General features: G+C 66.9%; 25 protein-coding genes. 10 read left to right on the plus strand and 15 right to left on the minus strand.

The features are described 5' to 3' along the window. Positions 1–46 precede the first annotated feature (46 nt). Positions 47–1,324: a phage major capsid protein gene (locus MUB46_RS05045; RefSeq protein ID WP_261614788.1), complete on the minus strand. Its 1,278-nt coding sequence runs from the start codon at positions 1,322–1,324 to the stop codon at positions 47–49. A gap of 184 nt (positions 1,325–1,508) precedes the next feature. On the opposite strand from MUB46_RS05045, the gene MUB46_RS05050 reads away from it, so the two are divergent. After that, positions 1,509–1,844, plus strand: coding sequence for a GIY-YIG nuclease family protein (locus tag MUB46_RS05050; RefSeq protein WP_261614789.1), 336 nt, complete (start codon positions 1,509–1,511; stop codon positions 1,842–1,844). Between the two features lie 229 nt (positions 1,845–2,073). Here MUB46_RS05050 and MUB46_RS05055 read toward each other — a convergent pair whose 3' ends face one another. Continuing rightward, entirely contained in the window at positions 2,074–2,724 is a 651-nt protein-coding gene (locus MUB46_RS05055) for an HK97 family phage prohead protease (RefSeq protein WP_261614790.1), read from the minus strand. Positions 2,725–2,738: 14 nt separating this feature from the next. Here MUB46_RS05055 and MUB46_RS05060 point away from each other — a divergent pair, with 14 nt between their 5' ends. Continuing rightward, entirely contained in the window at positions 2,739–3,098 is a 360-nt protein-coding gene (locus tag MUB46_RS05060) for a hypothetical protein (RefSeq protein ID WP_261614791.1), read from the plus strand. A 249-nt stretch (positions 3,099–3,347) separates the two neighbouring features. On the opposite strand, the gene MUB46_RS05065 is transcribed toward MUB46_RS05060, so the two are convergent. From MUB46_RS05065 to MUB46_RS05085, 5 genes are all read right to left on the minus strand, one after another. Next, positions 3,348–3,548, minus strand: coding sequence for a hypothetical protein (locus tag MUB46_RS05065; protein WP_261614792.1), 201 nt, complete (start codon positions 3,546–3,548; stop codon positions 3,348–3,350). Beyond that, complete coding sequence (locus MUB46_RS05070; RefSeq protein WP_261615003.1) at positions 3,545–4,660, minus strand: phage portal protein; 1,116 nt, start codon at positions 4,658–4,660, stop codon at positions 3,545–3,547. The genes MUB46_RS05065 and MUB46_RS05070 overlap by 4 nt, the downstream gene beginning before the upstream one ends. 233 nt (positions 4,661–4,893) lie before the next feature. Then, the gene (locus MUB46_RS05075; protein WP_261614793.1) at positions 4,894–5,688 is read right to left on the minus strand and encodes an outer membrane protein; all 795 of its coding nucleotides are present in this window, start codon (positions 5,686–5,688) and stop codon (positions 4,894–4,896) included. A 161-nt stretch (positions 5,689–5,849) separates the two neighbouring features. Next, positions 5,850–7,157, minus strand: a complete 1,308-nt coding sequence (locus MUB46_RS05080) for a DNA-packaging protein (protein WP_425256219.1) — start codon at positions 7,155–7,157, stop codon at positions 5,850–5,852. A gap of 13 nt (positions 7,158–7,170) precedes the next feature. Then, entirely contained in the window at positions 7,171–7,740 is a 570-nt protein-coding gene (locus MUB46_RS05085) for a helix-turn-helix domain-containing protein (protein WP_261614794.1), read from the minus strand. Between the two features lie 1,322 nt (positions 7,741–9,062). Between MUB46_RS05085 and MUB46_RS05090 the strand changes: the two genes are divergently transcribed. Continuing rightward, positions 9,063–9,812, plus strand: coding sequence for a hypothetical protein (locus tag MUB46_RS05090; protein WP_261614795.1), 750 nt, complete (start codon positions 9,063–9,065; stop codon positions 9,810–9,812). Between the two features lie 122 nt (positions 9,813–9,934). Here the strand turns inward: MUB46_RS05090 and MUB46_RS05095 are convergent, their stop codons facing one another. Then, complete coding sequence (locus MUB46_RS05095; protein ID WP_261614796.1) at positions 9,935–10,213, minus strand: hypothetical protein; 279 nt, start codon at positions 10,211–10,213, stop codon at positions 9,935–9,937. Between the two features lie 555 nt (positions 10,214–10,768). Between MUB46_RS05095 and MUB46_RS05100 the strand changes: the two genes are divergently transcribed. The 3 genes from MUB46_RS05100 (at position 10,769) to parA (ending at position 13,102) form a co-directional block, all read left to right on the plus strand. After that, entirely contained in the window at positions 10,769–11,389 is a 621-nt protein-coding gene (locus tag MUB46_RS05100; RefSeq protein WP_261614797.1) for a hypothetical protein, read from the plus strand. A 386-nt stretch (positions 11,390–11,775) separates the two neighbouring features. Continuing rightward, positions 11,776–12,243: a hypothetical protein gene (locus MUB46_RS05105; RefSeq protein WP_261614798.1), complete on the plus strand. Its 468-nt coding sequence runs from the start codon at positions 11,776–11,778 to the stop codon at positions 12,241–12,243. Positions 12,244–12,451: 208 nt separating this feature from the next. Next, complete coding sequence (gene parA, locus MUB46_RS05110; RefSeq protein ID WP_261614799.1) at positions 12,452–13,102, plus strand: ParA family partition ATPase; 651 nt, start codon at positions 12,452–12,454, stop codon at positions 13,100–13,102. Positions 13,103–13,498: 396 nt separating this feature from the next. Here the strand turns inward: parA and MUB46_RS24255 are convergent, their stop codons facing one another. From MUB46_RS24255 to MUB46_RS05125, 3 genes are all read right to left on the minus strand, one after another. Next, positions 13,499–13,891 (minus strand): DUF1127 domain-containing protein, encoded by a 393-nt coding sequence (locus MUB46_RS24255; protein WP_315902704.1) that lies wholly within the window; start codon positions 13,889–13,891, stop codon positions 13,499–13,501. A 146-nt stretch (positions 13,892–14,037) separates the two neighbouring features. Further along, the gene (locus tag MUB46_RS05120; RefSeq protein WP_261614800.1) at positions 14,038–14,718 is read right to left on the minus strand and encodes a DUF1254 domain-containing protein; all 681 of its coding nucleotides are present in this window, start codon (positions 14,716–14,718) and stop codon (positions 14,038–14,040) included. Continuing rightward, positions 14,715–15,293 (minus strand): DUF1214 domain-containing protein, encoded by a 579-nt coding sequence (locus MUB46_RS05125; RefSeq protein WP_261614801.1) that lies wholly within the window; start codon positions 15,291–15,293, stop codon positions 14,715–14,717. Before MUB46_RS05125 ends, MUB46_RS05120 begins: the two co-directional genes overlap by 4 nt. A gap of 246 nt (positions 15,294–15,539) precedes the next feature. Between MUB46_RS05125 and rpsU the strand changes: the two genes are divergently transcribed. Together rpsU and MUB46_RS05135 are read left to right on the plus strand one after the other, a co-directional pair. Next, the gene (gene rpsU, locus MUB46_RS05130; protein WP_261615005.1) at positions 15,540–15,782 is read left to right on the plus strand and encodes a 30S ribosomal protein S21; all 243 of its coding nucleotides are present in this window, start codon (positions 15,540–15,542) and stop codon (positions 15,780–15,782) included. A gap of 117 nt (positions 15,783–15,899) precedes the next feature. Beyond that, positions 15,900–17,648: an adenylate/guanylate cyclase domain-containing protein gene (locus MUB46_RS05135; RefSeq protein WP_261614802.1), complete on the plus strand. Its 1,749-nt coding sequence runs from the start codon at positions 15,900–15,902 to the stop codon at positions 17,646–17,648. A 43-nt stretch (positions 17,649–17,691) separates the two neighbouring features. Here the strand turns inward: MUB46_RS05135 and MUB46_RS05140 are convergent, their stop codons facing one another. Together MUB46_RS05140 and MUB46_RS05145 are read right to left on the minus strand one after the other, a co-directional pair. Beyond that, positions 17,692–19,236, minus strand: a complete 1,545-nt coding sequence (locus MUB46_RS05140; protein ID WP_261614803.1) for a serine hydrolase — start codon at positions 19,234–19,236, stop codon at positions 17,692–17,694. Positions 19,237–19,374: 138 nt separating this feature from the next. Continuing rightward, complete coding sequence (locus tag MUB46_RS05145; protein ID WP_261614804.1) at positions 19,375–21,612, minus strand: transglycosylase domain-containing protein; 2,238 nt, start codon at positions 21,610–21,612, stop codon at positions 19,375–19,377. A 255-nt stretch (positions 21,613–21,867) separates the two neighbouring features. Here MUB46_RS05145 and MUB46_RS05150 point away from each other — a divergent pair, with 255 nt between their 5' ends. Next, entirely contained in the window at positions 21,868–22,320 is a 453-nt protein-coding gene (locus MUB46_RS05150) for a YcgN family cysteine cluster protein (protein ID WP_261614805.1), read from the plus strand. Positions 22,321–22,410: 90 nt separating this feature from the next. Here MUB46_RS05150 and MUB46_RS05155 read toward each other — a convergent pair whose 3' ends face one another. Both MUB46_RS05155 and MUB46_RS05160 read right to left on the minus strand, forming a co-directional pair. After that, positions 22,411–23,211 carry a hypothetical protein gene (locus MUB46_RS05155; protein WP_261614806.1) on the minus strand — a complete coding sequence of 267 codons (801 nt, stop codon included), beginning with the start codon at positions 23,209–23,211 and terminating at the stop codon, positions 22,411–22,413. A gap of 37 nt (positions 23,212–23,248) precedes the next feature. Then, a complete protein-coding gene (locus MUB46_RS05160) occupies positions 23,249–23,464 on the minus strand; it encodes a hypothetical protein (protein WP_261614807.1) in 216 nt (71 codons plus the stop codon). 157 nt (positions 23,465–23,621) lie between these two features. Between MUB46_RS05160 and MUB46_RS05165 the strand changes: the two genes are divergently transcribed. Further along, positions 23,622–24,767, plus strand: a complete 1,146-nt coding sequence (locus MUB46_RS05165) for a DUF2336 domain-containing protein (RefSeq protein ID WP_261614808.1) — start codon at positions 23,622–23,624, stop codon at positions 24,765–24,767. Positions 24,768–24,774 lie beyond the last annotated feature (7 nt).

Genomic DNA, 24,774 nt, shown 5'->3' on the forward strand with positions numbered 1-24,774 from the left:
GCAGGAAGACACCGGCCGGCAGACGCGCCGGGCGACCGCTCCCGTCTCAGCTCACGCCGAACTTCATCAGCTTGATGGCGTCGAAGTCCTGGACGCCGCCGCCGACGCGCTTGGTGGTGTAGAACAGCACGTAGGGCTTGGCGGAATAGGGATCGCGCAGGATGCGCACGCCGAGCCGGTCGACCACCAGGTAGCCGCGGCGGAAGTCGCCGAAGGCGATGGCCCGCGTGTCGGAGCCGATGTCCGGCATGTCCTCGGCTTCGGCTACGGGGAAGTTGAGCAGCGAGGCGGTGCCTCCGGCCTGGGCGGCGGGTTGCCAGATGTAGTTGCCGTCGGCGTCCTTGATCTTGCGGATCTCGCCCTGGGCGCGCCGGTTCATCACCCAGGTGGCGTTCTGCCGGTAGCCGGCCTTCAGCGCGTAGACCAGGTCGATCAGCACGTCGGAGGGATCGGAGGCGGGGAAAGCGCCGTCGACGCCGGTGGCGACATAGCCGAGATTGCCCCAGCTCCAGGACGCCTCGGCCACGGCGGTATAATCGAGGAAACCCCTCGGCTTGTTGCTGCCGTCGCCGGAGACGAAGGCCGCGCCCTCCTGCTCGGCGAAGGCGACCTGCACCTCGCCGGCGATCCACTCGTCGATGTTGACGGCGGAGTCGTCCAACAGGGTCTGGGTCGCCGCCGGCATGGCGTAGAGCTCCATCGCCGGGAACGTGAGCTCGGCCAGCGTGGCGCTGTTGGTCTCGGGCCGCGCCGCGGTCTCGCCGACCCAGCCGGTGGCCGGCCCGGTGATGGCGAAGGGCTTCTTGTAGACCGAGGCCGAGATCTCGCGCACCCCGGCGATGGCGCGGATCGGCGAGGCCTGCGACAGCATCCGGCCGATCTCGCGCTCGGTCTCGTCGGGCACGAGATAGCCGCCGTCGGGATCGGACGACACCGACATGGCCTTGGCCTCGAGCGCGCGGAGTTGGCCCTCGGCGCCGTGGCGCACGTAGCCCTCGAAGGCCGCCGTGTGCTGCAGCGCCGACAGCGAGGTCTCCGGCCGCTCGCCCGACAGCGGCGGGCGGCGCGACTTCAGCACCAGCCCGTCGACCAGCCGCTTGTGCTCGTCGAGCGCGCGGTTGATGCGCTCCATCTTCTCCGTCGTCACCACGTCGGCGGAGACGCGGCTTTCGATCTGCGCCAGGCGCTCGTCGTTGGCCTCCTTGAAGGCCTCGAAGGCGGCCATGAATTCGTCGAAGGCCTCCACCACCTCCAGGCTGGTCGGCCCGGCGGCGATCTCTTCGCCTTCCTTGCGGGAGCGGGGACGCGCGAAATGTCGTGTCATGTGTCGGGGTTCCTGGTTCGAGGTTTGAGAACTACGGGACGGCCGCCGCCAGTGGCGCGGCCATTTGGGCCCTGGATCAAGTCCAGGGCACGAGGCTTCGGTTTGCCGAGCGCGTGGGGCCAGACAACCGGCCCGGCAGAGAAGACGTCCTTGGCGGCTAGGCGTCCGCACCACGAAGAAACGCGTGCCCTGGACTAGATCCAGGGCCCATGCCGCCTTTGCTTCACCGGTGGACGGCTATTGGGTGTACATCCTGGCGAGCCGGCGACGCGGCACGCTCTATATCGGCGTCACCGCCAACATCGCGCGGCGGATCTTCGAACACCGGAACGGCCTCGCCGACGGGTTCACCCGCACGTACGACGTAAAGCGTCTCGTCCATGCCGAGGCCTTCGCCGATCTCGACGACGCCCGCCGCCGCGAGCACCAGCTGAAAGGCTGGCGCCGGCACTGGAAGATCTCGCTGATCGAGATGGCCAATCCCGACTGGGACGACCTGTTCGATCGCTTCAACCACTGAGCCTCCCGCCACCGCCTCATGGGCCCTGGATCAAGTCCAGGGCACGCTGCTTTGGTTTGCCGAGCGCGTGGGGCCAGACAACCGACCCGGCAACGCAGTCGTCCTTGGTGGCGAGGCGTCTGCACCAAGAAAAACCGCGTGCCCTGGACTTGATCCAGGGCCCAGCCGGCCTTTGCGTCACGGAGGGACGGCTATTGGGTGGACAGCCCCAAGCCGGACGGGCGGCGCGTCAGCGGCGGGCCATCCGCGCGGCGGCGCGGCGGATGGCGGCGGCGATGGCGCCTCCGTCATACGGTCCCGACGGCCCGGACGCCCACGGCGATCGCTTGACCGCCTCGATGCGCGCCTCGGGCAGCATCGGGAAGGTGACGACGGAGACCTCCCACAGATCGATCTCGGACAGGCGGCGGATGCCGGTCTTCGGATCGGTGCGGCCCTTCACCGTGCGAAAGCCGATGGACAGGCCGTCGAGCGCGCCGGCGCGCATCAGCGACAAGACCTCGCGGGCGCGCGCCACCTCGGGCATCAGCCGCCCGCGGGCATACAGCCCGACGCCGTCCTCGGCCAGCTCCTGCCAGACGCCGATCGGCTCGGCGGGATCGTGCTGGAACAGCATCTTGACCCCGGCGACGCCGCGCGCGGCGAGGCTGCGCGAAAACGCGCCGGGCTCCACCAGGTCGCCGCCGAGATCGGCCTTGCCGAAGATCGAGGCGTAGCCGGAGAAGGTGCCGTCCGCCGCCACCGATTTCAGGTCGACCGGGGCGAACTTGCGCTCGCGTCCGATCGGGTCGTCGCCGTCGCGGCGGCTGTACCGGTCGCAAGAGACCTTCCGGGCGGACGGGCCCCGGCGACGCGGTGCCCCGCTCCTGCTCCTTGTCATGCGGATCTCCGTTTGTGCTTTCGGGTCGCGGCGACGAGACCGGCCAGGGTCTCGGCGAAATCGGCGAAGACGCGGGCGTGGTCGTCCCGGGTATGGCCCTGGCGCGGGTGATTGGCGGCGCGGCCGTCAACGGCGGCACGGCCGTCGGCAGCGCGCCGGTCGGTTGTCTGAGGCATTGGCGGGTCCTGTCGGTAACGGGCGACGGGCGCGGACTGGCGCCGGCCCACTCCGGCGCCTGCCTGTTCCGGTTGTCTGCCGGCTTCCTCCGGGAAAGGGGCAGGCATCCCGCCGGCATCGCATCCGGCGATTATTTGCGCCATCAAGAATCGAAAAGCGGATGCTTTTTATTACCCTACGTAAAGAATAAGAAATAAACCGGCTATTAATAATAGAACAAAAAGCGATCAATCCACGCAGAATAGGAGAACGTGACCAGTCTTTAATCAGTCTTTGCCCAATCATGCGGCGGCTTCGCCGGGCAGGACGGGCATCGCCAGACCGGCCATTCCGGCGGTGGGACGGGCCGTCAACGAGCCGCTGCATACCCTGTGACGCCCCGGATCGACGCGCGAAAATGGGCCGGACGCCGATCCGCGACCGGGTGGGCCGGGCCTGCCCACTGCTCAGTCGCGGCCGCGGATCAGCCGGTCGACGTGGGCAAGCGCGGTCACGAATTCCTCGAAGCGGCGGTTGGACCGCGCCAGCTCCCTGAGCGCGTGCCAGGACAGGGCGCTCGCCGTCCCCGCCCAGAGGAACAGCGCCAGGTGGGCGAGGTCCCCGCGAGCGAGGACGGCGTCGAGCACCCGGTCCAGCACCTCGGTCATTCGCGCACCCCGTAGCCTACCGCCAGCCGCTTCTCGTCGTCGGTGAGGAAATCGGCGGCGGTGAGCCGCGACCACAGCGCCGCGCGGTCGGCCGACAGGGCGTCGATCGCGTCGACGTCGCCGGACAGCCGGAGCCCGTCGCCGAAGACGGGGGCGAGCCAGTGGGCCAGCGCCTGGGCGGTGCGGCCGACCAGCGGCAGCACGGTCTGGCGCCACAGCGCGCGGTTGGCCTCGGCGTAGTTCGCATAGGTGTTGTCGCCGGGAATGCCGAGCAGCATCGGCGGCACGCCGAAGGCCAGCGCGATGTCGCGGGCGGCCTCGCGGCGCGCCTCGATGAAGTCCATGTCGCGCGGCGAAATGCCCATCGCCTGCCAGGCGAGCCCGCCTTCCAGCAGGAGCGGCCGGCCGGCATTGGCGGCGCCCTGGTAGTGGTCCTCCAGCTCCGTCTTCAGCCGCTCGAACTGGTCGAGGCTGAGGCTGCCCTCGCCTTCGAAGACCAGCGCGCCGGAGGGCCGGGCGGCGTTGTCGAGCAGCGCCTTGTTCCAGGCGCCGTAGGCGTTGTGCAGGTCGAGCGCGGTGCCGGCGGCCTCCAGCGGGCCGAGGCCGTAATGGTCGTCGGCGGGATGGAACAGCGACAGGTGCAGGACCGGTGTCTGGTGCTGGGTCTGGTCGAAACGCACCGAGCGGCCGTTGACGGTGTACTCGTAGGCGTCCGGCCAGCCGTCCGGGCCGGGCACCACCTTCATCCGGTCGGGCCGCAGCGCGTGCAGCTCGCGGATCTCGCCGTCGACGCCGGCCGCCTCGACATAGGCGTTGCCGGCGACCAGCAGGTAGCCGTAGACGGCCTCCATCAGCGCCTGGCCGGACTGGCGGGCGTTGGGGCGGGCGAGCAGATCGAGCAGCGGATGGCGGTCGCGTTCGCCGTCGCCCTCGTGCAGGAGCCAGGCCACCGAGGCGGCGGACTCGGAGATCAGCCGCACGCAGCGATGGACCACCGGGTTCTTCTGGACGCCCTCGCGGGCGAGCGCGGCATAGTCGCGCGGCGTCCACACCGGCTGGCCCTGGGCGTGGAAGGCGATCAGCCGGCCGGTCGCCGAGGCCTTGGCCTCCATCGGCGTGGGCGGCGGTATGGCGGGCGACCGGGACCGGCCGCCGAACAGGCGGGCGAGAAAAGTGTCGAACGATAGCACGGGGAGCCTCGCGGATAGCGCGCCGGGCGCGGCGGAACCGCCGCGCGGGCAAAAAAAACGGGCCGGCGCGATGGCCGGCCCTCGGAGAAGGCTGTTGCCCAGATCTGTACAGGCCGGCGGAGGCTTGGCCCCGCGGCGGCCCCGCCGCCGGCGCTTCAGTAGGAGCTGAAGCGGTAGTTGACGCCGACGCGGACGATGCTGCCGGTGGTGTCGAAGCTCTGCGTCACCGCGAAGGGCGGATTGGGCGCCCGCGGCGGCGCGACGTAGTCGAGGTCGCCGAGATCGAAGTACAGGTATTCCGCCTTGACCGACCAGTTCGGGGCGAAGGCCCATTCGGCGCCGGCGCCCACGGTCCAGCCCGTCGCCGTCTCCGACGCCGAGGCGCCATACTGGAACGGCGGTGCGGGGGTGAACGAGGTGAACGTCCTGTAGCTTACGTCGGCGACGGCGAGGCCGCCGGTCGCGTAAAGCAGCATTTCCGGGGTCGCCAGGAAGCCGGCGCGGACGCGCACGGTGCCGAACCAGTCGATGTCACCGGACTGGTTCTGGAACCAGCCGGGCACGGCCGGCCCGCCGAACAGCGACAGCGGCGCGACGCGCTCGCTGCCGTCCATGCCGGACCAGGAAATGTCGGCCTCGACGCCGCCGACGAAGCCCCCGCTCTGCCAGTTGAAGCCCCCCTGCACGCCGCCCAGGAACCCGTCCAGGTCGGTCGACGCGGAGAACGGATTGGCCCCGAACGCCGCAGGATTGGGCCGATAGGAGGTGGTGCCGTCGCCGCTGGCCCAGCCATAGCCGGCGTGGGCGCCGATATAGAAACCGGTCCAGTCGATGGTCGGCACCACGGGAATCACTTCCGGCGGCGGCGTGTAGATGTCGGCCGCCTGGGCCATGCCCGCCGTCACGACGAGACCGGCCGCGACAGCGGTAGTGCGGATCAACGCGTGCATGGACGCCCCCTTCTCGCTTGTCCTTTGTCGCCTGTCGGGCAAGTCAGCACCCGTTGGCCGGGCACCGCAAGGGGGAATACAACGCCGCCTCATCAATTTTTCGACCTGTTGTCGCACGGCAACAACGCCGTACCCCGCCCTGCCCCGGCCGTTCCGCTACGTCACAGCGCCCGGATGCGCGGCTCGGCGCCGGGCGCCAGCGCAAGCTCGCTCAGCGCCCACACCAGCGCGTCGAGCCGGTCCGGGCTGCGGCCGTCCGACAGGCCGTCGAGGCCGAAATCGCACATCTCGTCCTCCAGCGCCGGCAGCGCGCCGACATGGGCGACGCGGCCCTGCTCGTAGAGCGCGGCGACCGGCTCGGCCCGCAGCCACTTGCCGCGGCGCGCATGCACCAGCCGCACCGGCACGGCGGCATCGACCTCGCGGATCACCGCGGCCACCATGTCGCCGCCCTGGTTCGCCTCGGCGACCAGGCGGTCGGCGGACAGCCGGTGATAGAGCCCCACGGCGCGCCGCGCCCAGGCCGTCGGCCGGGCACGCTCGAGCGTGGCGTCGGCGAGCACGAACAGCCCGCCGCCATCGGCCAGCCCGGCGGCGACGATGCCGCAGGCCGCCCCCCGGCGCGCCGAGCGCGAACCGGCCGGCGGATCGACGGCGACGACGACGCGGATCAGGTCGGGCGCGGCAACCACGCGGCCCGCCTCGATCGCGGTGCGCTTGAACAGGGCGTCGGGCCGCTCGGTGATCAGCTCGGCGTCCAGCTCCTGGCGGCCGAGCCGGGTGCCGCCATAGCGCCCGGTCATGGTGTTCAGGAAGGCCGGGGCCAGGTTGCCGGCGTTTTCGCGCGTGCGCATCCGCGCCAGCACCGTTCCCGTGCCTGGCCCGGTATCCGCACTATCGACGCCCGCGTCCGCGATCAGGCGCTTCAGCAGCGGGATCGGCCGCGGCGTCGTGGTGACGAGCTGGCGCGGGTCGGCACCGAGGCGCAGGCCGAACTGCAGCATGTCCCAGGTCGCCTGGGCAAAGCGCCACTTGGCCAGCTCGTCCGACCAGGCGGCGGCGAATTGCGGCCCGCGCAGGGAATCCGGGTCTTCGGCCGAGAACACCTGCGCCACCGCGCCGTTGGCCCATTCCAGGCGTCGGCGCGACGGGCTCCAGGCCGGCCGCTCGTGCGGGCGATGCACCGTCAGGAGGCCGGAGACGCCCTCGACCATCACCTCGCGGCCGTCCTGCAAAGTCTCGGCCACCAGCGCAATCGGGCTCACCGGCGCGGATGCGACCGGCGCCACGCCCAGCGCCAGCGCGCGCACCCATTCGGCCCCGGCCCGCGTCTTGCCCGCGCCGCGGCCGCCGAGCAGAAGCCAGGTCGACCATGCCGCCTGCCCCGCCAGCAGGCCGGGCGGCAGCTGCGCGTCGCGCGCCCAGACCGGCCAGTCGGCGTTCAGCCGGGACAGCCAGGGCTCGGGCAGCGCCGACGTAAACTCAGTCGTCGTCCCCCCTGACAATGTTTTCAATGCGGCGCGCAATCTCGTTACGGAAGTCATCGATATCCACCGGGCCCTCGTCGGCGGGCGCCGCCGTTGCGGCGGCTGCGGCCGCTGCGCCGCGCGCGTCGGCATTGTCCATGTCGATCAGCTTCTCGACCGTGCGCACGGCGGCCATCAGCGCCTGCGCATCGACGGTGGCACCGGGGGTGCCGTGGGCATCAGACGCACCGGACGCACCGGAGCCATTATCGCCGCCCTCCCCGCCCCCGCCTTTAGACGCCGCGCCGCCGGTGGCGGCCAGCGCCAGCACCTGGCGGGTGGCGGCCAGCCACAGCGTGTTGAGGACGGCGCGGCGGTTGCTCGGCTCGATCGCCGGGCCCGCCGCCTTCGGCCCCGGGCCGCGCTTCGCCCGCACCCAGCCGTTCTGGCGGGCATAGTCGAACACGGTCGCCCGGTTGACGCCGATCGTCCGGGCGATCTCGACGACGGTCATCTCGGGCTCGCCCTCGTAGAGCGCCCGCATCAGCGCGCGGTCGTCGCGGGTGACGGTGTGGCCGGTGGGCATGGGCACCTCCGTGTCGGGCCGCCGAAAGATTCGGGGGGCCCCTAGGGGCCCCGGGGGAACCGGGGGATACGCGGCCTCCCGCGACCGGTCGCCGGCCGGCAGTCCCCGGACCCGTTGTCTCCGGGCCTGTCGTGTCTGGGCCTGTCGTGTCTGGGTCAGTCGTGTCGGGATCAGCGATCCAAGACCGTCGATCTTGGATCGTGGGTCTGGGATCGATGCCCGGGGATCGCCGGTCCGGCGCCCCGAAACCCGCGATGCCGCAACCGCCGGCCACCCTGCCGGGCGTCCCACCGGGACTGCCGGTGTCAGGCGCAATTGTCGAGCATGGCGAAACCCTACAGGACCAGCGTCACGCTGTCAAGGAATTTTTTCCTATATATAAACTCTAACACCAATTCAGGCCCAAGCTCAGCACGCGAGCTGTACCCCCCTTGATGACCATACTATACTTTTCCGCCCCCCATATTCGGCCATCTATATTGATTGCATTAGAGTAATATAGGGTTTCTGATGCCTGCGTTTTTCAGCCGCACTCTACAAAGACGCCACAGCTTTCAAATGAATGGAGGGTGTTCTTTGGCCGGAAAGCCCTGAATGCAAGGACTGCTAATTGCGCAACCGCGCCACCAGGATTATGGGCAAGGGGACCCGTATCGTCCTGTAGAAGTATTGCGCTTGCCGTAAGCAATTCCGCGCGACGGCCGGCACGGTTTTCGAGCATCTGCGCTGTCGCTACAAAGGGCGTTTCAGGCACCGTATCTGATGTGCTCGTCAGAGCCAGAGCTCCGGGCATTAACAGATCAATACCAGCAAGGGTAGCAAAGCGGCGGGACTCGTGTTGCGATATAGCGGCTCACCTAGTAGTGGGGTCGCTGGTTGCAAAATTTCGACGACATTCTTTGCGAGTTCCTGGAATTCGAGAAGCATGCGGTGCGACGGTTTCGATGGCGCACACAGAACCATTGTTACTTCGCGGAAGCCTCGGTCCCGGTAGCGGTTGAAGATTCGCGTCGATTGCGCGGTCGTCTCGTTGTTACGGCTCATCGAGTCCGCGATCCCGGCAAGTACTCGTTCTCTTTGATTTTTCGAAGTGAAAGAGTTCTTGCGCTAGATGTGAATCCGTCGCGAATTCACAGAAATCTATTGGATGGATCCACCGTCGGGGCAACCCATTGGCAGCGTTGGCCGATCATGGATGCAGAACCAGATAATAGAGCAATGTCTTTTCACGGTTGGCTTGATGTGTTCTTGGCCCGCGCTAAAGTCACCTGCAAGCACCGCATCGGGTCGCCGCCCAAGGGTGTCCAGTTGGAGATGCGCGTATGATGCCGTTAAACCCAAGTGAGGTGGAGATCGCCATCCGCGCACTGATTGTTGCGGAGAAAACCAATCTTGGCATCGAGGTGAGCGTGCCGGTCGCTTACCCAGACGGCGACATTGTCACGGTTGTCATCGAGCGGAGCGGCTATGCATTTCGGGTACATGATGCTGGGTTCGGTGCCATGCATGCCGCCGCTGCTGGCTTCCCCCTTACGAAGTCGCACACGCAGAAAATCGCCAACCTGATTCAGAGGTATAGATGTAGTTTTGTCGACGGTCGGGTCATGGCGAAATGCTCTTATGATGCGCTTGCGATAACCGCTTGTTTGGTCGCAAACGCCTCACGCACCGCCGCTGACCAGGCAACCGAGATTCGCCGTCTAGTAGAGGTCGACTTCCGCTTATTGGTATCTGACAAGTTGCGAGAGGCTTTTGGCGAAAGGGTCAGGGAAAACGAAAGCATAGTTGGCAGAAGTGGTCGCCAATATCGTGTGCCTGCGATCATTCTCGACCCCACTCAGTCTCGCCCCAGAAATTTTGTTTCACCTTTGGCGCATCGAAATACCGTTCCGCATAGTTTTGCGATGTTTTTTGATCTTCGTGGTGCGTTCCCTGATGTGGAGAACGATACCGTTTTCGATGATGCAGGTGATTTCCGACAAGAGGACAGGGCCCTGTTAGAATCCGTGAGTACCGTTATCGGGGCCATGGAGGTCTCGAACCGTTTCCGAGCGGCTGTGGGTCAAGGCTAAAGGCGACGAAGGTACGGCAAAAGCACAACCCCAGATGCTAATAGACAAGGCCCGTGATTTGCGCCGCGATGAACGCGGGCAAGCCTTCGCCGAGAAGGTTGGGTGGATCGCGATCGATCCGGTCAGTAGTTTAAAAAAAACCCCAAAATGAGATCGAGAGCTACGCCGGCCACAAAAGCAATCAGACTGGCTGGAGCTGTGTAGAACGACCAATTGATAACTTTGCCTATGCCGACCCATTCCCATGTTTGCAACGGGTCAATTAGTTCTAGTGGGTTGTATCCAGCCAACGCCATAAGGTCAGCGATTGCCATCCAATACCACTGCCCATCCGCCAAGAAATAAAAGCACTGCAAGCCAATAATTCCGATCGCGGTAAGTGCCCCCAGCAACAAGAACATACCTCAACTCCTGACCGCCTCTCCCGAGAGCATTTGAAAGGACTAAATTTTGCATGTCCAGCTTGTACTGGCGCCGACCTACTGGCTTAACCTCCGTTTCGAAGGCCATGTGACCTTCTTCATGCGAGGCACGATAGATTTCAATAGGTCGAGATAATTCGCCAAGCCTAAATGGCATACTGGTATATCTTCCGGGTCGAAGAATATTACCACGTCGCGCTCTTCGAGCTATCCCGGATGAGCCCTTTCTACGAACGCAGTTTGTGTCACGTTTCTACGCAACAATGAAAGAAAAGGCTACATCTTCCCAGCGACCAAGGTTTCTGCCTTAACGTTGCCGACTAGGTTCGCCCCTACGATCGGCATAGGTTTTTCCATTCACTGTCTGATCGGTAATTTGAAACGTGACGCAGTAGGTCGACAGATCACCCCCGACGCTTCTAAGGATAGACAAGCACGAACCGGCGCGGCGTGGACGGGGGCTTCGAAATCCGCTAGAATTCTATTCGCTGGCTCACTAAAAGCGCCGAGCGTTGGTCGGCGCAGGAGGGGCGCATGGATTGCCCCGTATGCGAGGGGACGGGCGTCGTCGTCCTGGATCAGGAGGACGCCGCTCGCAGCGACTCCGACGGACGCGAGCCGTCCGTCGCCTGCCGCTCCTGCGGCGGCAGCGGCATCCGATCGGCCACCGGCGAAGCGCCGGATGCTGGCCGGAGTGAGGATCCAAGTCCGGGCCGGAATATGGGGCCTGCCACGCCCGAGGACGAGCTCTACACCACCCGCCAGCTTCTCGTGTTCACGCTGCGCTACAGCCGGGTGTTCCCGCCCGAGGCGACCGAAGGCTGGATCGACGGGCTGATCGCCCTCGACGCGATCGCGCCCGAGGCGGGGCGCGCGATCCTGGCGGAGCTGCGCGAGGGCTACGACTGGGCCAAGGCCCGCCACCGGCCCGACGGCGCCGATGCACCGGGCGCCGCGATGGCGGGCGCGGCAGCGGCAGACGGCGTGCCGGCAGGCGCCGGACTGGCCGGCGGGGGCGTGGCGGCGGCCGCGCTGGCCGATGGCGGCGTCGGGCTTGCCTTCCGCCGCGAGACCGGCGAGATCGAGCGCCATCTCGACCGGCTCGACACCCTCCTGATCGAAACCATCGCCCATCTCGACGCCGAGGCGGACTAGCCCGCAGCCCCCGGCCGGCCCCCGGCCGGCCTGCGCCGGCCGCGCGGCCCTGCGGCAAAACGGGCGGCGGATCGTGCGGCGACCCGTTCGCGGGATCGTTCGGCGCCCCGCGCCGTCTTAGGGGCGGAGGCCGGCTCGCTGGCGATCGTGTACCGCCGCGATCTCCTGTCCCCGCCTCCCCGCCTCCACCTCCCTCATCTCGTTTGCCCGGCCATCTCGTTTGCCCGGACGCGCGGACGCGCGGGCCGCGCCACAATCCGGGCGAGGATGCAACCCACTGCTATCCAGGGTTGTTTATCCGGTAAACAAATGGTATTTCTCAGGGAAAACAAGAACAGACAGGGGGGACGATGCCGGGATATCTCAGGCTTTCTGCGATCTTGTCTTTGGCGGGTCTTGGCGCATGCGCGCAGATCGCGTTCCACGAAGACTACCGGCCGGATGCGCTCGCGTTCTACGATCCGGTTCCCTACATGTTCGTCGGCCTGAACGCGGACTGCGTCTGGTCGGCGACGCTCATCACCATGCCGGGAAAGCGGCGATCCCTCAGCCTTCAGCCCGGGATCGGCTCGTCCGAGTTCGGCGTCTCGCTGAACAACGGCATGATATCCTCGGTGAGCCAGAAATCGGACACCAAGCTGCCGGAAACGATTTCGGCCGTGTCGGGACTGGCAACGGCGATCGGCACCTATGGTGCCGCTGGCCCCACCAAGCCGAAATGCCAGCCCAGCGGGCACCTCTATCCGATCGAAGACGGCAGGCCGAACCGCGACAAGGGCATCGTCTTTCCGGGCACGCTGGTGCCGCCGCCGGCGCCGGCGCCGGCGCCGGGGGGCGACAAGCCGAAGAGCTAGCGCAGGGACAGGCGGGCCGGTGCGACCGGGGGGGCGCTAAGACCGGGGGCCAACGCGACCGGCGGTATACCAGGCGACGGCTGGCGGATTGCGGTTGGCGGAGAGGTTTTTGTTGCATTGCACAACGGGCGGTGCGAGGCTTGACGCGTCAGGGAGTCCCGCCGGGGCGCCAAGCCACGGGGGAAACCCGCCACGCGCGGAGAACCGCATGGCCGGTTACGTCTTCACGCTCGCCCAGCAGAAGGGCGGCTCGGGCAAGACCACGCTCGCCGCCCACCTTGCCGTTGCCTACGCGCTGGCCGGCAAGACCGTGGCGCTGCTCGACACCGATCCGCAGGGCAGCCTCGGCGAGTGGTTCGAGGCGCGCGAGGCGCGGCTCGGCGAGGACCAGGCCGGGCTCGCGTTCCGCACTGCGTCCGGATGGGGCGCGCGGCGCGAGGCGCGGGCGCTGCGGCGCGACCATGACGTGGTGGTGATCGACACGCCGCCGAAGTCGGATCTCGAGGCGCGGCCGGCGATCGAGGCGGCCAGCCTCGTCATCGTGCCGATCCAGCCGACCCCGGTCGACCTGTGGGCGACCGATCCGACGCTCGAGCTGACGGCCAAGGAACGGGTGGACGCGCTGCTGATGGTCAACCGGGCGCTGCGGCGCGCGGCCCTGACCGGCGCCATGATCGCGCAGATCCATACGCTCGGCCACCGGGTCGCCGACAGCGCGCTCGGCAGCCGCGTTGCGTTTGCAGCATCGATGGGAGACGGCCGCACCGTGGTCGAGACCCAGCCGTCCGGCATCGCCGCGGGCGAAGTGCAGGCGCTGGCCGACGAAGTGCTGAAAACGGCGGACGAACTGGCCGGATAGCCCGGTTCAGCGCGGGGAAACGTCCTCGGACGGATCGCCGTAGACCGCCAGCATGGCGGCGCCCAGGACAATGGCAAAAACCACAACAGCCGCGGCAACCAACATCAACGCTGCCATCACACCACTCCAACAGCGGCACGGACCGGGAACGGTCCCGCCGCTCGCCTTGCGGTCGCTCCCCTTGCAATGGGGCCGACCAGTCAAAAACGATACCAGAAACCGATTAATCCCGCCTTACCGTGACGCAGCCAAGGTGGTTCGATGGCATAACCGGCCAAATACCATGGCAAAACCGTGGTGATGGCCCGGCCGGTGCGAGACCACAGCAACGCCCAAAAACGCGTTCGGCCCGCACGAGGCGGGCCGATCGGTTACTGCGCACGGGACCGAGGTCGGTCAGGCGGCGCGCGGCAGCTCCACGTCGCTGGTCTCGGGCTTTTCGACCGGACGAAGATCGACGACGCCGGCAGCGGCCACGGGGCGGGCCGGACGGACGAAGGAGCCGTTGGCAACGGCCATGATGTCGCTGCGGCCCAGGCCGATATCGGCGAGGTCGCGATCGGTCATCCGCGACAGTTCGCGAACGATGCGGTCAGCCTCGCGCCGACGCTGCAGGCTCGCCACGCCACGCTTGCCGAGACGCACGAGCGGCGCGAACAGGCGCCCGATTCCGGTTGCGGCGGCGATAATCATATTCGCGATCGCTTCGGCACGCAGACGCTCGGCTTCGATCTGCAGTTCGCTGATGCGGCCGACCGACGCATACTGGCGATTGGTCTTGGTAGTCATCTTACACTCCTGATGCTGCGATGCAGCAGTCTTTGAAAGCCTTGTGTAACGGGAGATGTAAGGCGTTGGGAAAATTAAAAAAGCCGGTTATGTGGCAATGCAGCATTGCAGCCACCGCATACCTGTAAACCGCACTAGGTGCACGTCTATCGCAGTGGCGAGGGGCGTGGCAGCGGCGGGCCGACAGGCTCGGCGACGGGTGGTGGCGGGATGAAGGTCTCGCAGACCGTCGCGGCGACAGCGGCCTCCACGCGCGGGCGCATGCTCGGCGCGGCGACGAGCGCGCGGATCAGCGCGAAGCCGGTTGCCGAGGGGGACTCGATAGTGAGGATCGCCTCGTCGGGTTCCGGGTATTCAAGCCGGAACTGCCGCATTTGGCGGGCGTCGCGGATTTCAATATCGAACCGCTTCGACGTCGCCGCCTCGTCGTTCACGGCATAGAAAATGACGCCGTCGCGGGTATGAAACGACACCGACCAATAGTCGCCGGGCATCGGTGCGGTAATGGCGAACGGGCCCTCGTCGAGGTCGAACATGCAGACCCCGTAGACAACCGCGGGATCCAGTCCCGGCAGTACTTCGTCGCCGGCCCTGGCGCGCGGCAGCAGGGTGATGCCGACAGGCTCGGCGATCGCGACGATGCGCGACCAGGCGTCCCGGGTGGCGAAATGCGGGATCACCAGAATCGTCGAGAGATGGACGATCGCGGCGAGGACCACCGTTATGGCGGCGATCCAGACCATCCGCCCGATATCGAACGAGAACCACCGGTCGCGCTCGCCACGCCAGACCGTCGCCCCGCGGCTCGGCTGGATATGGTCGCTCACCGGCACCCTCCTCGCTCGATTGCCGGCATTTCGATGTCGGCAACGCTGCCGCCGGTCGCGATCGGCGTGTCGTAAAGACGGAAGACGAGGCGCAGCCGGTCAACGCGCTCGTCGCCGGGCAGCCAGTTTCCGGGACGGGCCTTCGCGCTCACGACGACGTCGAACGCGCCGTCCGGCTTGCGCAGGATGTCGGTGGAATTGAAACTGTAGCGGTCGGTCGGGTTCTCGATCAGGGACAGATCGGCGTCGCGGTAGAGCGTCAGGGTCCACCACTGGGCGGCCGGCGTCCGGCCGGTGACGAGATAGTCGCACTTGCCGGTCAGCGGTTCGCCCCCGGAATCCTCGCGGGCCACGAAGGCCGCTCCCTCGGCCGCGGAAATCGGCAATTCGCCGGTGCGGGCAAAACGGGCGCGGATATAGGGGTCGGAGTTCGAAGCGCCGGCCGTCGGCCAGGCGGTCCAGGCGCCGACGCGGATGGATTCGAAGCCGACATCGCCGACGACGGCCAGCCAGGCGGAGCCGATGCCGAGCACGGCGGCGACGATGATGACGGCAACGGTCTGAAACGGCGGCATGGCCTTAGGCGCCAGGAACGGGGGCGAATGCGCTCAAAATGATCACGCTCGCTTATAGCCGGGAAAGTGCATCGCGCCAATTCGCCAACCATACCGTCGGACCGATGCCCGCGCGATTTGCATTTTTCGTGAAATCCTCTAGGTAGAGAGCATTCGCACACTGACTTGCCCTTCCGCGCGCCCCGTTGGCTTGCGCATCCAAGGGCCTGTCGCCGGTCCAACCCGCACTACAAGAGGAGAAGTCCACTGCAAGTTCTCGTCCGTGACAACAATGTCGACCAGGCCCTTCGGGCCCTGAAGAAGAAGCTGCAGCGCGAAGGCCTGTTCCGCGAAATGAAGCGGCGCAAGGCTTACGAAAAGCCGTCCGAGAAGCGCGCCCGCGAAAAGGGCGAAGCGATCCGCCGGGCCCGCAAGGCCGCCCGCAAGATGGCCCAGCGCGAAGGCCTTATTGCCCGCCCGAAGAAACGCGCCGCCGGCGGCCGCCGCTAAAGCAGCGCGCCAGCGTTCCCCGCGACCTGCAGGCCGATCCCGAAAATTCGCTTCTAGCGCTTCCGGGATTGGACCATACTTGGAAAGGTCATCAAAGCCGCAGGAGCGGCTTCGCGCGTGGAACGCAAGCTTGTAGCGATCCTGTCCACCGATGTCGCCGGGTACAGTCGACTGACTGCACTCGACGAAGAGGGGACTCTTCGCACGCTCGCGACCTACCAGCAGATCATAAGCGAGCTCACCGGCGAACATGACGGCCGCGTCTTCGCCAATGCCGGCGACAGCGCGGTCGCGGAATTTCTAAGCCCCGTGCAAGCGTTGCGCTGCGCGGTCGCCATCCAGCGCAGCCTGTCGCGGCACAACAAGGATCTCGATCCCGGCCGCCGCATCGCGTTCCGCATCGGCATCAATCTCGGAGATGTCGTGTCGGAAAACGGCAACCTGCTCGGCGATGGCGTCAACGTCGCCGCGCGGCTGCAGGAAATCGCCACGCCCGGGGGGATCTGCATATCCGGTTCGATCCGCGAGCAGATCTACGGCAAGGCCAACTTCAGACTGACGCATCTCGGCGAACGGACGCTGAAGAACATCCCGCGCCCCGTCTCGGTCTACCGCGTCGACTGGGAAGCGGAGGATCCGAGCGAATCCGGCATCCTCGGCGGCGCGCTGACCTTGCCCGACAAGCCTTCGATCGTGGTGCTCCCCTTCGTCAACATGAGCGGCGATCCCGAGCAGCAATACTTCGCCGACGGAATCACCGAGGACATCATCACCGCCCTCTCTCGGCATCGCTGGTTCTTCGTGATCGCCCGAAACACCAGCTTCACCTACAAGGACCACGCGGTCGACATCAAAAAGATCGCCGCGGATCTGGGCGTACGCTACGTCCTGGAAGGAAGCGTCCGAAAGGTCGGCGACCGTGTCCGGATCACGGGCCAGCTCATCGACGCGGAGACAAACGCCCACCTGTGGGCCGAACGCTACGACCGATCCTACGAGGACGTCTTCGCGATCCAGGACGAGATCACGGAAAACGTCGTCGGCGCCATCGAACCCGAGATCCTGATGGGGGAAGGCCGGCGCGCCATCCAGCAGACGAAAACCGACCCGGACGCCTTCGCGTGCTGCTCGCGCGGCATGTGGCACCACTACCAGTTCACGCGGGACGATTTCGCCGAGGCCGAGAGATGGGTGCGCCAGGCGATCGAGATCGACCCGCGCTACGCCCGCGGGTACATGGCGCTCGCCCGGATCCTGTTCGGCAAGTGCATCTTCAGCTGGACGACCGACGTCGATGCGGAACGGCTGGAGATCCTCCGGCTGGCCGAGCGCGCCGTCGCTCTCGACGCGCGCGATCCCTACTGCCAGTACGCCCTGTTCGCCGGCGCGATTCTCTCGCGCGATCACCAGGCCGCCCTGGCCGCGGCGCAACGGGCCATCGATCTCAATCCGAACTTCGCATTGGGCCACCTGGCGCTCGGCTGGGTGCGCATCTACATGGGCAATTTCGACGCCGCGCTCGATCCTCTCCTGCGGGCCCTACGGCTCAGCCCCCAGGATCCGATCGGCTTCCTGTTCACGAGCCGGATCGCGCTAGCGCACTACCACCTCGGCAACTACGAGGAGGCCCTGCATTTCGCCAACCTGGCTCTGGCTTCGCGCCGGCTTCATTGGGTGCTGATCGTGGCGATCGCGAGCCTCGCCAGGCTCGGACGGCTGGACGAGGCTTCCGCGCTCGCCGGCGAACTGCCTGAGGTCGCGCCCCCGGATCCGGCGGGCTATTGGGAATCGGTGCATCCCTATGCCGACCCGGACGACCGCCAGCACCTCTACGAAGGGCTGCGGAAGGCCGGGCTGGCTCTTTGAACGGGGTTGCCCGGGATGTCCGGGAGGTCCGCGTCGGGTGGTCCTACGGAGCCTTCCGGTCCAGCGTTCCCATACCGAGATCGTCGAGATCCTCGAGCGTGAGCGTCTGTGCCTTGCCGTCCGGTCCGATACGGAAGACCGCGGCTACCGGAAAGTCCGGCATCTCGTCCAGGGGCTTGTACAGGAACAGGTCCCGGTCGAAATGCACGAGCGGGAACTGTTTCGCCCCATCCGGCCCGAGTTTCAGGACGAGGCCCTCGCCCTCCTCCGCGACCACCGCGTCCCCGAGATAGTCGTTCGCGTAGGTGCCGACATAGGCCGCCGCGGCCAGCGCCGGCGACGGGTCGGCGGGCGGCGTTCCGTAGGTTTCCTTCGCCGCCTCGACCTCGGGGCCGAACATGCTCGCGTAGAGCGCGTTCCAGGGCGCCAGCCAATCGCTTTGCGGCGCGCCGTCGAAGACCAGGTCGTAAAAGGTGGCGGCAACCGCTTCGGGCGCGCCGGTCGGGAAGGCATTCGCGAGGACGACGATGCCGAGATCGTATTCGGGCATCAGGCTGGCGACGGAGCGGGCGCCGTTCGAGAAGGCACCGGCGTGTCCCCAGACTATTCCGCGACGCCCGTATTCGACGTTCCAGCCGCGACCGTAGAAGCTCGAGCTACCATTGACCGGATGGGTGCCGCGCGTCATCAGCGGCACGTGCATCGCGTCCATCGCCGCCTCGTCGATCAGCCGGTCGCCGTCGAAGTCGCCGCCCGACAGCACGAGCCGCATCCATTCGGCGAGATCGCCGGCCGTGGAGGAGATGCCGCCGGCGGGGGCCTGCGCGTCCGGTTCGCGGACCGACAGGGCCTGCCACTTGCCATTCTGGCGCACGTGCAGCGTCGCGCGGTTCTCATGGGCCACGAAATCGTCGTGGCGATAGCTCGTCGCCGTCATGCCGAGCGGACCGAACAGCTTTCGCTCTCCGGCGGCCTCCCAGCCCAGGTCGGCGGCCCGGGCGGCCGCGACCGCGCCCTCGGTCAGGCCGAAGTTCGAATAGGAATAGGCGGAGCGGAAGCTCGACGCCGGCGCCACCAGCCGCAGGCGACGCAGGACTTCGTCGCGCGGATAACCGAGGCCTTCGAGCTCGTTGCCGGCGTCCCCGGGCAAGCCGGAGCGATGCGAGAACAGGTCGGTGACCGTCAGCTGGGCGCTCGGATAGGCCTCGCTTAGCTGGAACTCCGGGTCGATGTCTGCGATGCGGCTATCCCAGGAGACCCGCCCCTCGCTCACCAGGGCGGCGACGACGGTCGCGGAGACGGCCTTGGACAGCGAAGCGACCTGGAACACGGTGTCGGGGTCGACCGGGGCGTCCTTGCCCTCCTCGCGGACGCCGAAGCCCCAGAGGTAGACGATCCGGTCCTTGTGGACGACGGCGACCGCCATGCCCGGCACCTCGCCATTCTCGACCAGGCCCTCGGCATAGGCCTCGAGTTTCGGCAAGGCCGCCTCGACGGCGCCGTCTGCCAGATCCTGCGCGGAGGCGGCGGACGGGAAAACAGCAAGGGAAACCAAGCCGGAAAGCAGCAAATCGCGAGCGAACCGCATCAGTCAAACTCCATCGAACGGGCCTGGACCCGCAGGGGTACCATGTTCGGCGGCAAAGCCAAATGACGCGCTCCCGCAGAAGCCCGGAATGATGGACACGGGGTTACCGGCGGGCGGCGGGCGATGGAACCGTCCGGCTTAGTTGCCGCGAATGGTGATTTCCACGACCTTGTCAGGCGGCGTTTCCGTTTCGGCATTCGCCGGCGTCGCCGACGGCGTCTGCGCCGGCTCTGGCGACTGCCACCAGGCCGCCGTGCCGCTTTCCTTCGCCCTCATCTCGGCGGAGGGACCGGGCGGCGCGGTAGGCTTGAGCGGCTTGGCCTCGCGCATCAGCTTCTCGATCTGGAAGAGCAGGATTTCCGACTGTTTGGACAGCACCAGCGGTACCGGCGCGGGAATGGCCTCGCCATCCGGCCCGACCTGGGCGGCGGCGACCTCCGGCTGCGGCACGCCGCCGACACCGGGGATCGGCTTGATCTCGATGCCGTTGTGGGCATAGCTCATCAGCTTGTTCCAGGTCATCGCCGGCAGGCTGCCGCCGGTCATCCGGTTGGTGGAGCGGAAATCGTCGTTGCCCATCCAGATGGTGGCCACGTAGTTGCCGGTGTAGCCGCAGAACCAGCCGTCGCGATAGGCGTTGGTGGTGCCGGTCTTGCCCGAGATCGGCGCGGTCGGGAACAGGGCGCGGCGGCCGGTTCCGAAATTGGCGGCCTGATAGAGCATCGCGTTCAGTTGCGACACCTTGTCGGCGGGCACGACCTGCTGTCGCGGCGGCTCGTCACGACTGCGCCGGTAGATCAGGTTGCCCTCGCCGTCGCGGATATCGACGATGGCATAGGGCGTCATCTTCAGACCGCCGGAGGCCAGCGTGCCATAGCCGGCGAGCTGGTCCATGACCGTCATCTCGGAGGCGCCGAGCGGCAGCGACTTAGAGATCACCAGCGGTGTCTTGACGCCCATGTTGTAGGCATTTTCGACGATCTTGTCGCGGCCGACGGACTGCGCCAGGCGCACCGCCACCGTATTGATCGAATACTGCAGCGCCGTCGTCAGCGGGATGTTGCCGCGATAGCGGCGGCCGTAGTTCTGCGGCGACCATCCGCCGATGGTGATCGGCGCGTCGGGCACGATCGACTCCGGCGTGAAGCCGTTCATCAGCGCCGTCAGGTAGACATAGGGCTTGAACGAGGAGCCGGGCTGGCGCAGGGCGGAGGTGGCGCGGTTGAACTGGCTCACGCCGTAGTCGCGGCCGCCGACCATGGCGCGCACGGCCCCGTCCTGCAGGTCGGCCATCGCCATCGCCGCCTGGCTCGCCCCGTACTGCTTGCCATACTGGCGCAGGCTCGATTCCACCGCGTCCTCGGCGACCTTCTGCAGGTTCATGTCGATGGTCGTCTTGGCGGTCAGCACGACCGCCTTGCCGCCGGTCAGCCGCTTCACCTCGTCGAAGGCCCAGTCGAGGAAATAGTCGGGCGCGGTGACGCCGGAACGGTCGACCGGCGTCGCCGGGTTGCGGCGGGCGGCATAGATCTGCCCCGCGGTCATGAACCCGGCCTGGACCATGTTCTCCAGCACCTCATTTGCGCGGCCGCGGGCCGCCGGCAGGTCGATGTGCGGGGCGTATCGGCCCGGCGCCTTGAACAGGCCGGCGATCATAGCGGCCTCGGCCAGATTGATGTCGCGCACCGACTTGCCGAAATAGAACTCGGCGGCCGCGTCGACACCGAAGGTGCCGCCGCCGAGATAGGCGCGGTCGAGATACAGCTTGAGGATGTCGTTCTTGGTCAGATGGGTCTCCAGCCACATCGCCAGGAACGCTTCCTTGATCTTGCGCTCGATGGTGCGCTCGTTCGTCAGGAACAGGTTCTTGGCGAGCTGCTGGGTGAGGGAGGACCCGCCCTGCACCACGGTCTTGGCGCGCATGTTCTCGATCATGGCGCGCAGGGTGCCGCCGAAATCGATGCCGAAATGCTGGTAGAAACGCCGGTCCTCGGTGGCCAGCGTCGCCTTGATCATGTGGTCGGGGATTTCGTCGAGCGGCACCGAATCGTTGTGCAGGATGCCGCGCTTGCCGATCTCGTTGCCGTAGCGGTCGAGGAAGACGACCGAATAGTCGTTCTGGGACAACCAGTCGTCGGACGTCTCGTCGAAGGCGGGAATGGCGAGCGCCAGCATCAGCACGGCGCCGCCCGCCCCCATGGTCGCGGCGTCGGAGAAGAACTCGACCAGGACCCGGCGCCAGCCCTTGACGTTGAAGCGCTCGAGCCGTGCCGAATAGGCCTCGATCGCCCGCTTCGCGCCTTCGAGGATGGAATAGAAGAACGCGTCTATGAAGGAATCGATTTCCAGCAGGCGCCGGCGGATTCGCGTTCCCAATCCGGATTTCTGACCGCTTTCAAAAGGGTCGCGCACGTCCTAACAACTCCGTCCGCACTCGTTTCCGCTCAAAGTCGCGCTCGCCCACGCGGTCTAGATGCGCAGCATAGCAGGTTTTGGCAAGGGATTCGCGCCGCCTCACGCGAGTGTGAGCCGTGGAATACGGGGATTGGTTAGCGGGGGTCCCGGTGCCCGCTACCGGCCGGACCATGATAAGTTCCCTCGTGTCGACACAACAGCAATCGAATTCACCCAATGTCCGCCCTGCCCTTCTGGAAGACCAAATCCCTCGCCGATATGACCCGCGCGGAATGGGAGTCGCTGTGCGATGGGTGCGCGCGGTGCTGCCTGATGAAGCTCGAGGACGAGGATACGGCTGAGATCTGGTACACAAACGTCGCCTGCCGGCTGCTCGACGCGAAGACGTGCCGCTGCGTCGACTACGCCAACCGCGCGACGCTGATACCGGATTGCGTGTCGCTGACGCCGGATGAGATTCCCCGACTCACCTGGCTACCGCCGACCTGCGCCTATCGGCTGCTCCTGGAGGGCAACGACCTGTATTGGTGGCATCCACTCGTCTCAGGGGACCCGGAAAGCGTGCACATGGCCGGCATTTCCGTGCGCGGGCGCACGGTGCGCGAGCAGGACGTGCCGGAGGCCGACCTGGAAGACCATATCGTCGACTGGCCGCTCGACGGGGAGTAGATCAGCCGCTGCACGGCCCTCGGCTCGAGATTCGGGCGTTCAGCCCTTGCGAAAGCGCTGCTTTCGCTGCCGTTTCGCGGCACCAGGGCTTCACCGCTTCACCACCATCGGCCCGTCGTAGGGCGGCGGCGACTTGCTGACGATCGCGCCACCGCCGCACGTGGGGTCGGAGACCGCGGTTGCGAGCCATTCGACCTCGCTCCTCAGGCGATCCAACACCGCGTTCGCCTCCGCTTCGTAGCGACCGGTCGGGATCTCGATCTCGGTGCGCTGGATCGCATAGGCGTAGGACTCGACGCGCCAGCGCATTCCCGTGACGGCCCAGTCGGCGACCCGGCGGTTCTCCCAGACGCGGGCCCGCGCATCGGCGTCTTCCGTGGGCGTCAGCATCACCGTGCGCGACAGCGCGGCCTGGCGCTGCTGGTCGGCGCGGCAGACCTCCTGCCAGACGACGTAATAGGGCAGCACCAGCGGGATATCGGCGGTGATCTCGTCGATGATCGAATTCCAGCGCCCGTAGTTCGACTGGTAGCCGTCCTTGCGCATCAGCCGATAATAGAGCGTGGGGTCGGGGCGCCAGCGCGAATCCGGCCAGATGCGGGTGCGCACCCACTCGGTCTCGTTGCGCGCCCTGAAGGCGTCGAGATGGATCGGCATGATGAACCGGTAGGAGCGGGCTCTCAACTCCTTCTCGTCGTCGGTGAGCATGAAGTCGGAGACGGGCTCGCCACGGTTGCGCGCCATGCGATCGCCGATGTCTGGCAACAGCACATCGTTGACGTAGCCCTTCACGGGCCGCCCGAAATCGCCGGCCTCGGCGGCGCAGCCCGCCAGCGCTGCCGTGAGCAACACCGCGGAAAGCACAGCGCGGACGTCACGCCCGAAAGTCACCGACGTCACCCCGCAGCTGCTGTCGTCCCGGATCCGTTCAGGGCTTGCGCGAAGGAGATCCCGATACGCCCTCGCCCGGCCCGGAAACCTGAACCAGCCGATGGGACAGATCGATTTCCATACGTTCGATCCGCACACCGGGAAAAATGATGACTTCACCCATCTTCTCCGGCTTGTCCGCCGAACGCGCGCCGGTTTCCGGCTGCCGCCGGCTTCGACGCATGTCGCTGTTGAATTTCAGCACCGCTGCCATCGTTCGTCTCCCTAATCGGAGCGTCGGTCCGGCGCTCGCGGATTACGCGCCGGCTAGCCGAACAACGGCATTAACGATTCATCAGGGTTAACAGTTCGCTAACGGGTAACCACTACCGTGAACGCAAAGGTGGTTGCGGCCGAAGGCGAGACACGGGATGGATCAGGGTTTCGAGGAAAGGTTTCAGGACGCGCTGTCGACCCTGATCGGCAGCCGCATGATCGAAGCCGACGATGTGCGCGCCACCGCGCTGAACACGTTGACCGACCTGATTCTCGAAACGGCCCGCCGCGGCGACCGGCACGTACCGGCCCATTTCGGCGAGTTGATGGGGGCCCTGCTCCCCCGTGTGAGCCCGCAGATCCGCGCCACGATATCCAGGCGACTCGCCCCCTGCGATCTCGTCAGCCCCGAGATTGCCCGTCACATCATCGCCGAATCAGCGGAGATCGCCGCGCCGATGCTGCGCCACAGCCCGGTGCTGACGGCCAGCGACCTCTACGCCGTTGCCGTCGGCGATTGCGAGGAAAAGGCGCGCGCCGTCGCCGCGCGGACCGACCTCACGGCCGACATGGTTTCGGCGCTGATCGACAGGCAGGATCCGGCGATCGCCACATCGCTTGTTCTGGCGGAGACGGCTGTCGTCGACGGGTCAACGGCGGAGCGCATCGCCGCCATCCCGAATCTGCCCCGGGCGGCCGCACGACGATTGATCGAGACCGCCGACCTCTCGGACGATGCGTTGGCACGGCTCTTCTGGTTGGTCGACGAGGATGCGCGGCGGACGATCCTGGAACGGATCGCGGACCGGCGCGGCGGCGATAAAGTGAATGAGCCGGCGCCCCCCCAGAATTCCGGCGTGGAGCTCGGCGATACCCTGTTCGCGCTCGCCGCCGTCGGCGAAAGGGCCGAAATCGCCCATCGGCTCGCAAGCACCCTGTCGCTGCCGCGCGCGCTCAGCGCCCGTATCGTCGGCGACCTGCATGGCGAGCCCCTGGCGGTTGCAACGCGCGCGGCCGGCATCCCCGCCGATCAGGCTACCGGCATTATCCTGCTGACCGTGACCGAAGCCGGCAGCTCCTACGACGTCCTGCGTACGCTTGCCGGCCTGGCCGAGAGGCTGACACCGACCATCGCCCGGCATGTCGTCGGCCTCTGGAATTCCGCACCGGCGAGCCGGTCGGCCGCCCGGCACGAGCCAAGCGTGGCGCGCCCCTCGGCGCGGGCGCCCCGATCGGCCGCAGGCGCCCCACGCCGGCTCGAGGACGTCGTCGCCGATCTCAGCCGTCGCACGGGCTCCTGAGCCCGGT

The sequence above is a fragment of the Microbaculum marinisediminis genome (genome assembly GCF_025397915.1).
Classification (GTDB): domain Bacteria; phylum Pseudomonadota; class Alphaproteobacteria; order Rhizobiales; family Tepidamorphaceae; genus Microbaculum; species Microbaculum marinisediminis.

Coding starts and splice junctions, on each gene's coding strand:
- MUB46_RS24255 (WP_315902704.1), bottom strand. CDS start 13,891: ATGACTACCAAGACCAATCGCCAGTATGCGTCGGTCGGCCGCATCAGC.
- MUB46_RS05100 (WP_261614797.1), top strand. CDS start 10,769: ATGGATTGCCCCGTATGCGAGGGGACGGGCGTCGTCGTCCTGGATCAG.
- MUB46_RS05075 (WP_261614793.1), bottom strand. CDS start 5,688: ATGCACGCGTTGATCCGCACTACCGCTGTCGCGGCCGGTCTCGTCGTG.
- MUB46_RS05070 (WP_261615003.1), bottom strand. CDS start 4,660: ATGGAGGCCAAGGCCTCGGCGACCGGCCGGCTGATCGCCTTCCACGCC.
- MUB46_RS05150 (WP_261614805.1), top strand. CDS start 21,868: ATGTCCGCCCTGCCCTTCTGGAAGACCAAATCCCTCGCCGATATGACC.
- MUB46_RS05160 (WP_261614807.1), bottom strand. CDS start 23,464: ATGGCAGCGGTGCTGAAATTCAACAGCGACATGCGTCGAAGCCGGCGG.
- MUB46_RS05055 (WP_261614790.1), bottom strand. CDS start 2,724: ATGACAAGGAGCAGGAGCGGGGCACCGCGTCGCCGGGGCCCGTCCGCC.
- MUB46_RS05165 (WP_261614808.1), top strand. CDS start 23,622: ATGGATCAGGGTTTCGAGGAAAGGTTTCAGGACGCGCTGTCGACCCTG.
- MUB46_RS05065 (WP_261614792.1), bottom strand. CDS start 3,548: ATGACCGAGGTGCTGGACCGGGTGCTCGACGCCGTCCTCGCTCGCGGG.
- MUB46_RS05140 (WP_261614803.1), bottom strand. CDS start 19,236: ATGCGGTTCGCTCGCGATTTGCTGCTTTCCGGCTTGGTTTCCCTTGCT.
- MUB46_RS05090 (WP_261614795.1), top strand. CDS start 9,063: ATGATGCCGTTAAACCCAAGTGAGGTGGAGATCGCCATCCGCGCACTG.
- MUB46_RS05045 (WP_261614788.1), bottom strand. CDS start 1,324: ATGACACGACATTTCGCGCGTCCCCGCTCCCGCAAGGAAGGCGAAGAG.
- MUB46_RS05085 (WP_261614794.1), bottom strand. CDS start 7,740: ATGCCCACCGGCCACACCGTCACCCGCGACGACCGCGCGCTGATGCGG.
- parA (WP_261614799.1), top strand. CDS start 12,452: ATGGCCGGTTACGTCTTCACGCTCGCCCAGCAGAAGGGCGGCTCGGGC.
- MUB46_RS05095 (WP_261614796.1), bottom strand. CDS start 10,213: ATGTTCTTGTTGCTGGGGGCACTTACCGCGATCGGAATTATTGGCTTG.
- MUB46_RS05125 (WP_261614801.1), bottom strand. CDS start 15,293: ATGCCGCCGTTTCAGACCGTTGCCGTCATCATCGTCGCCGCCGTGCTC.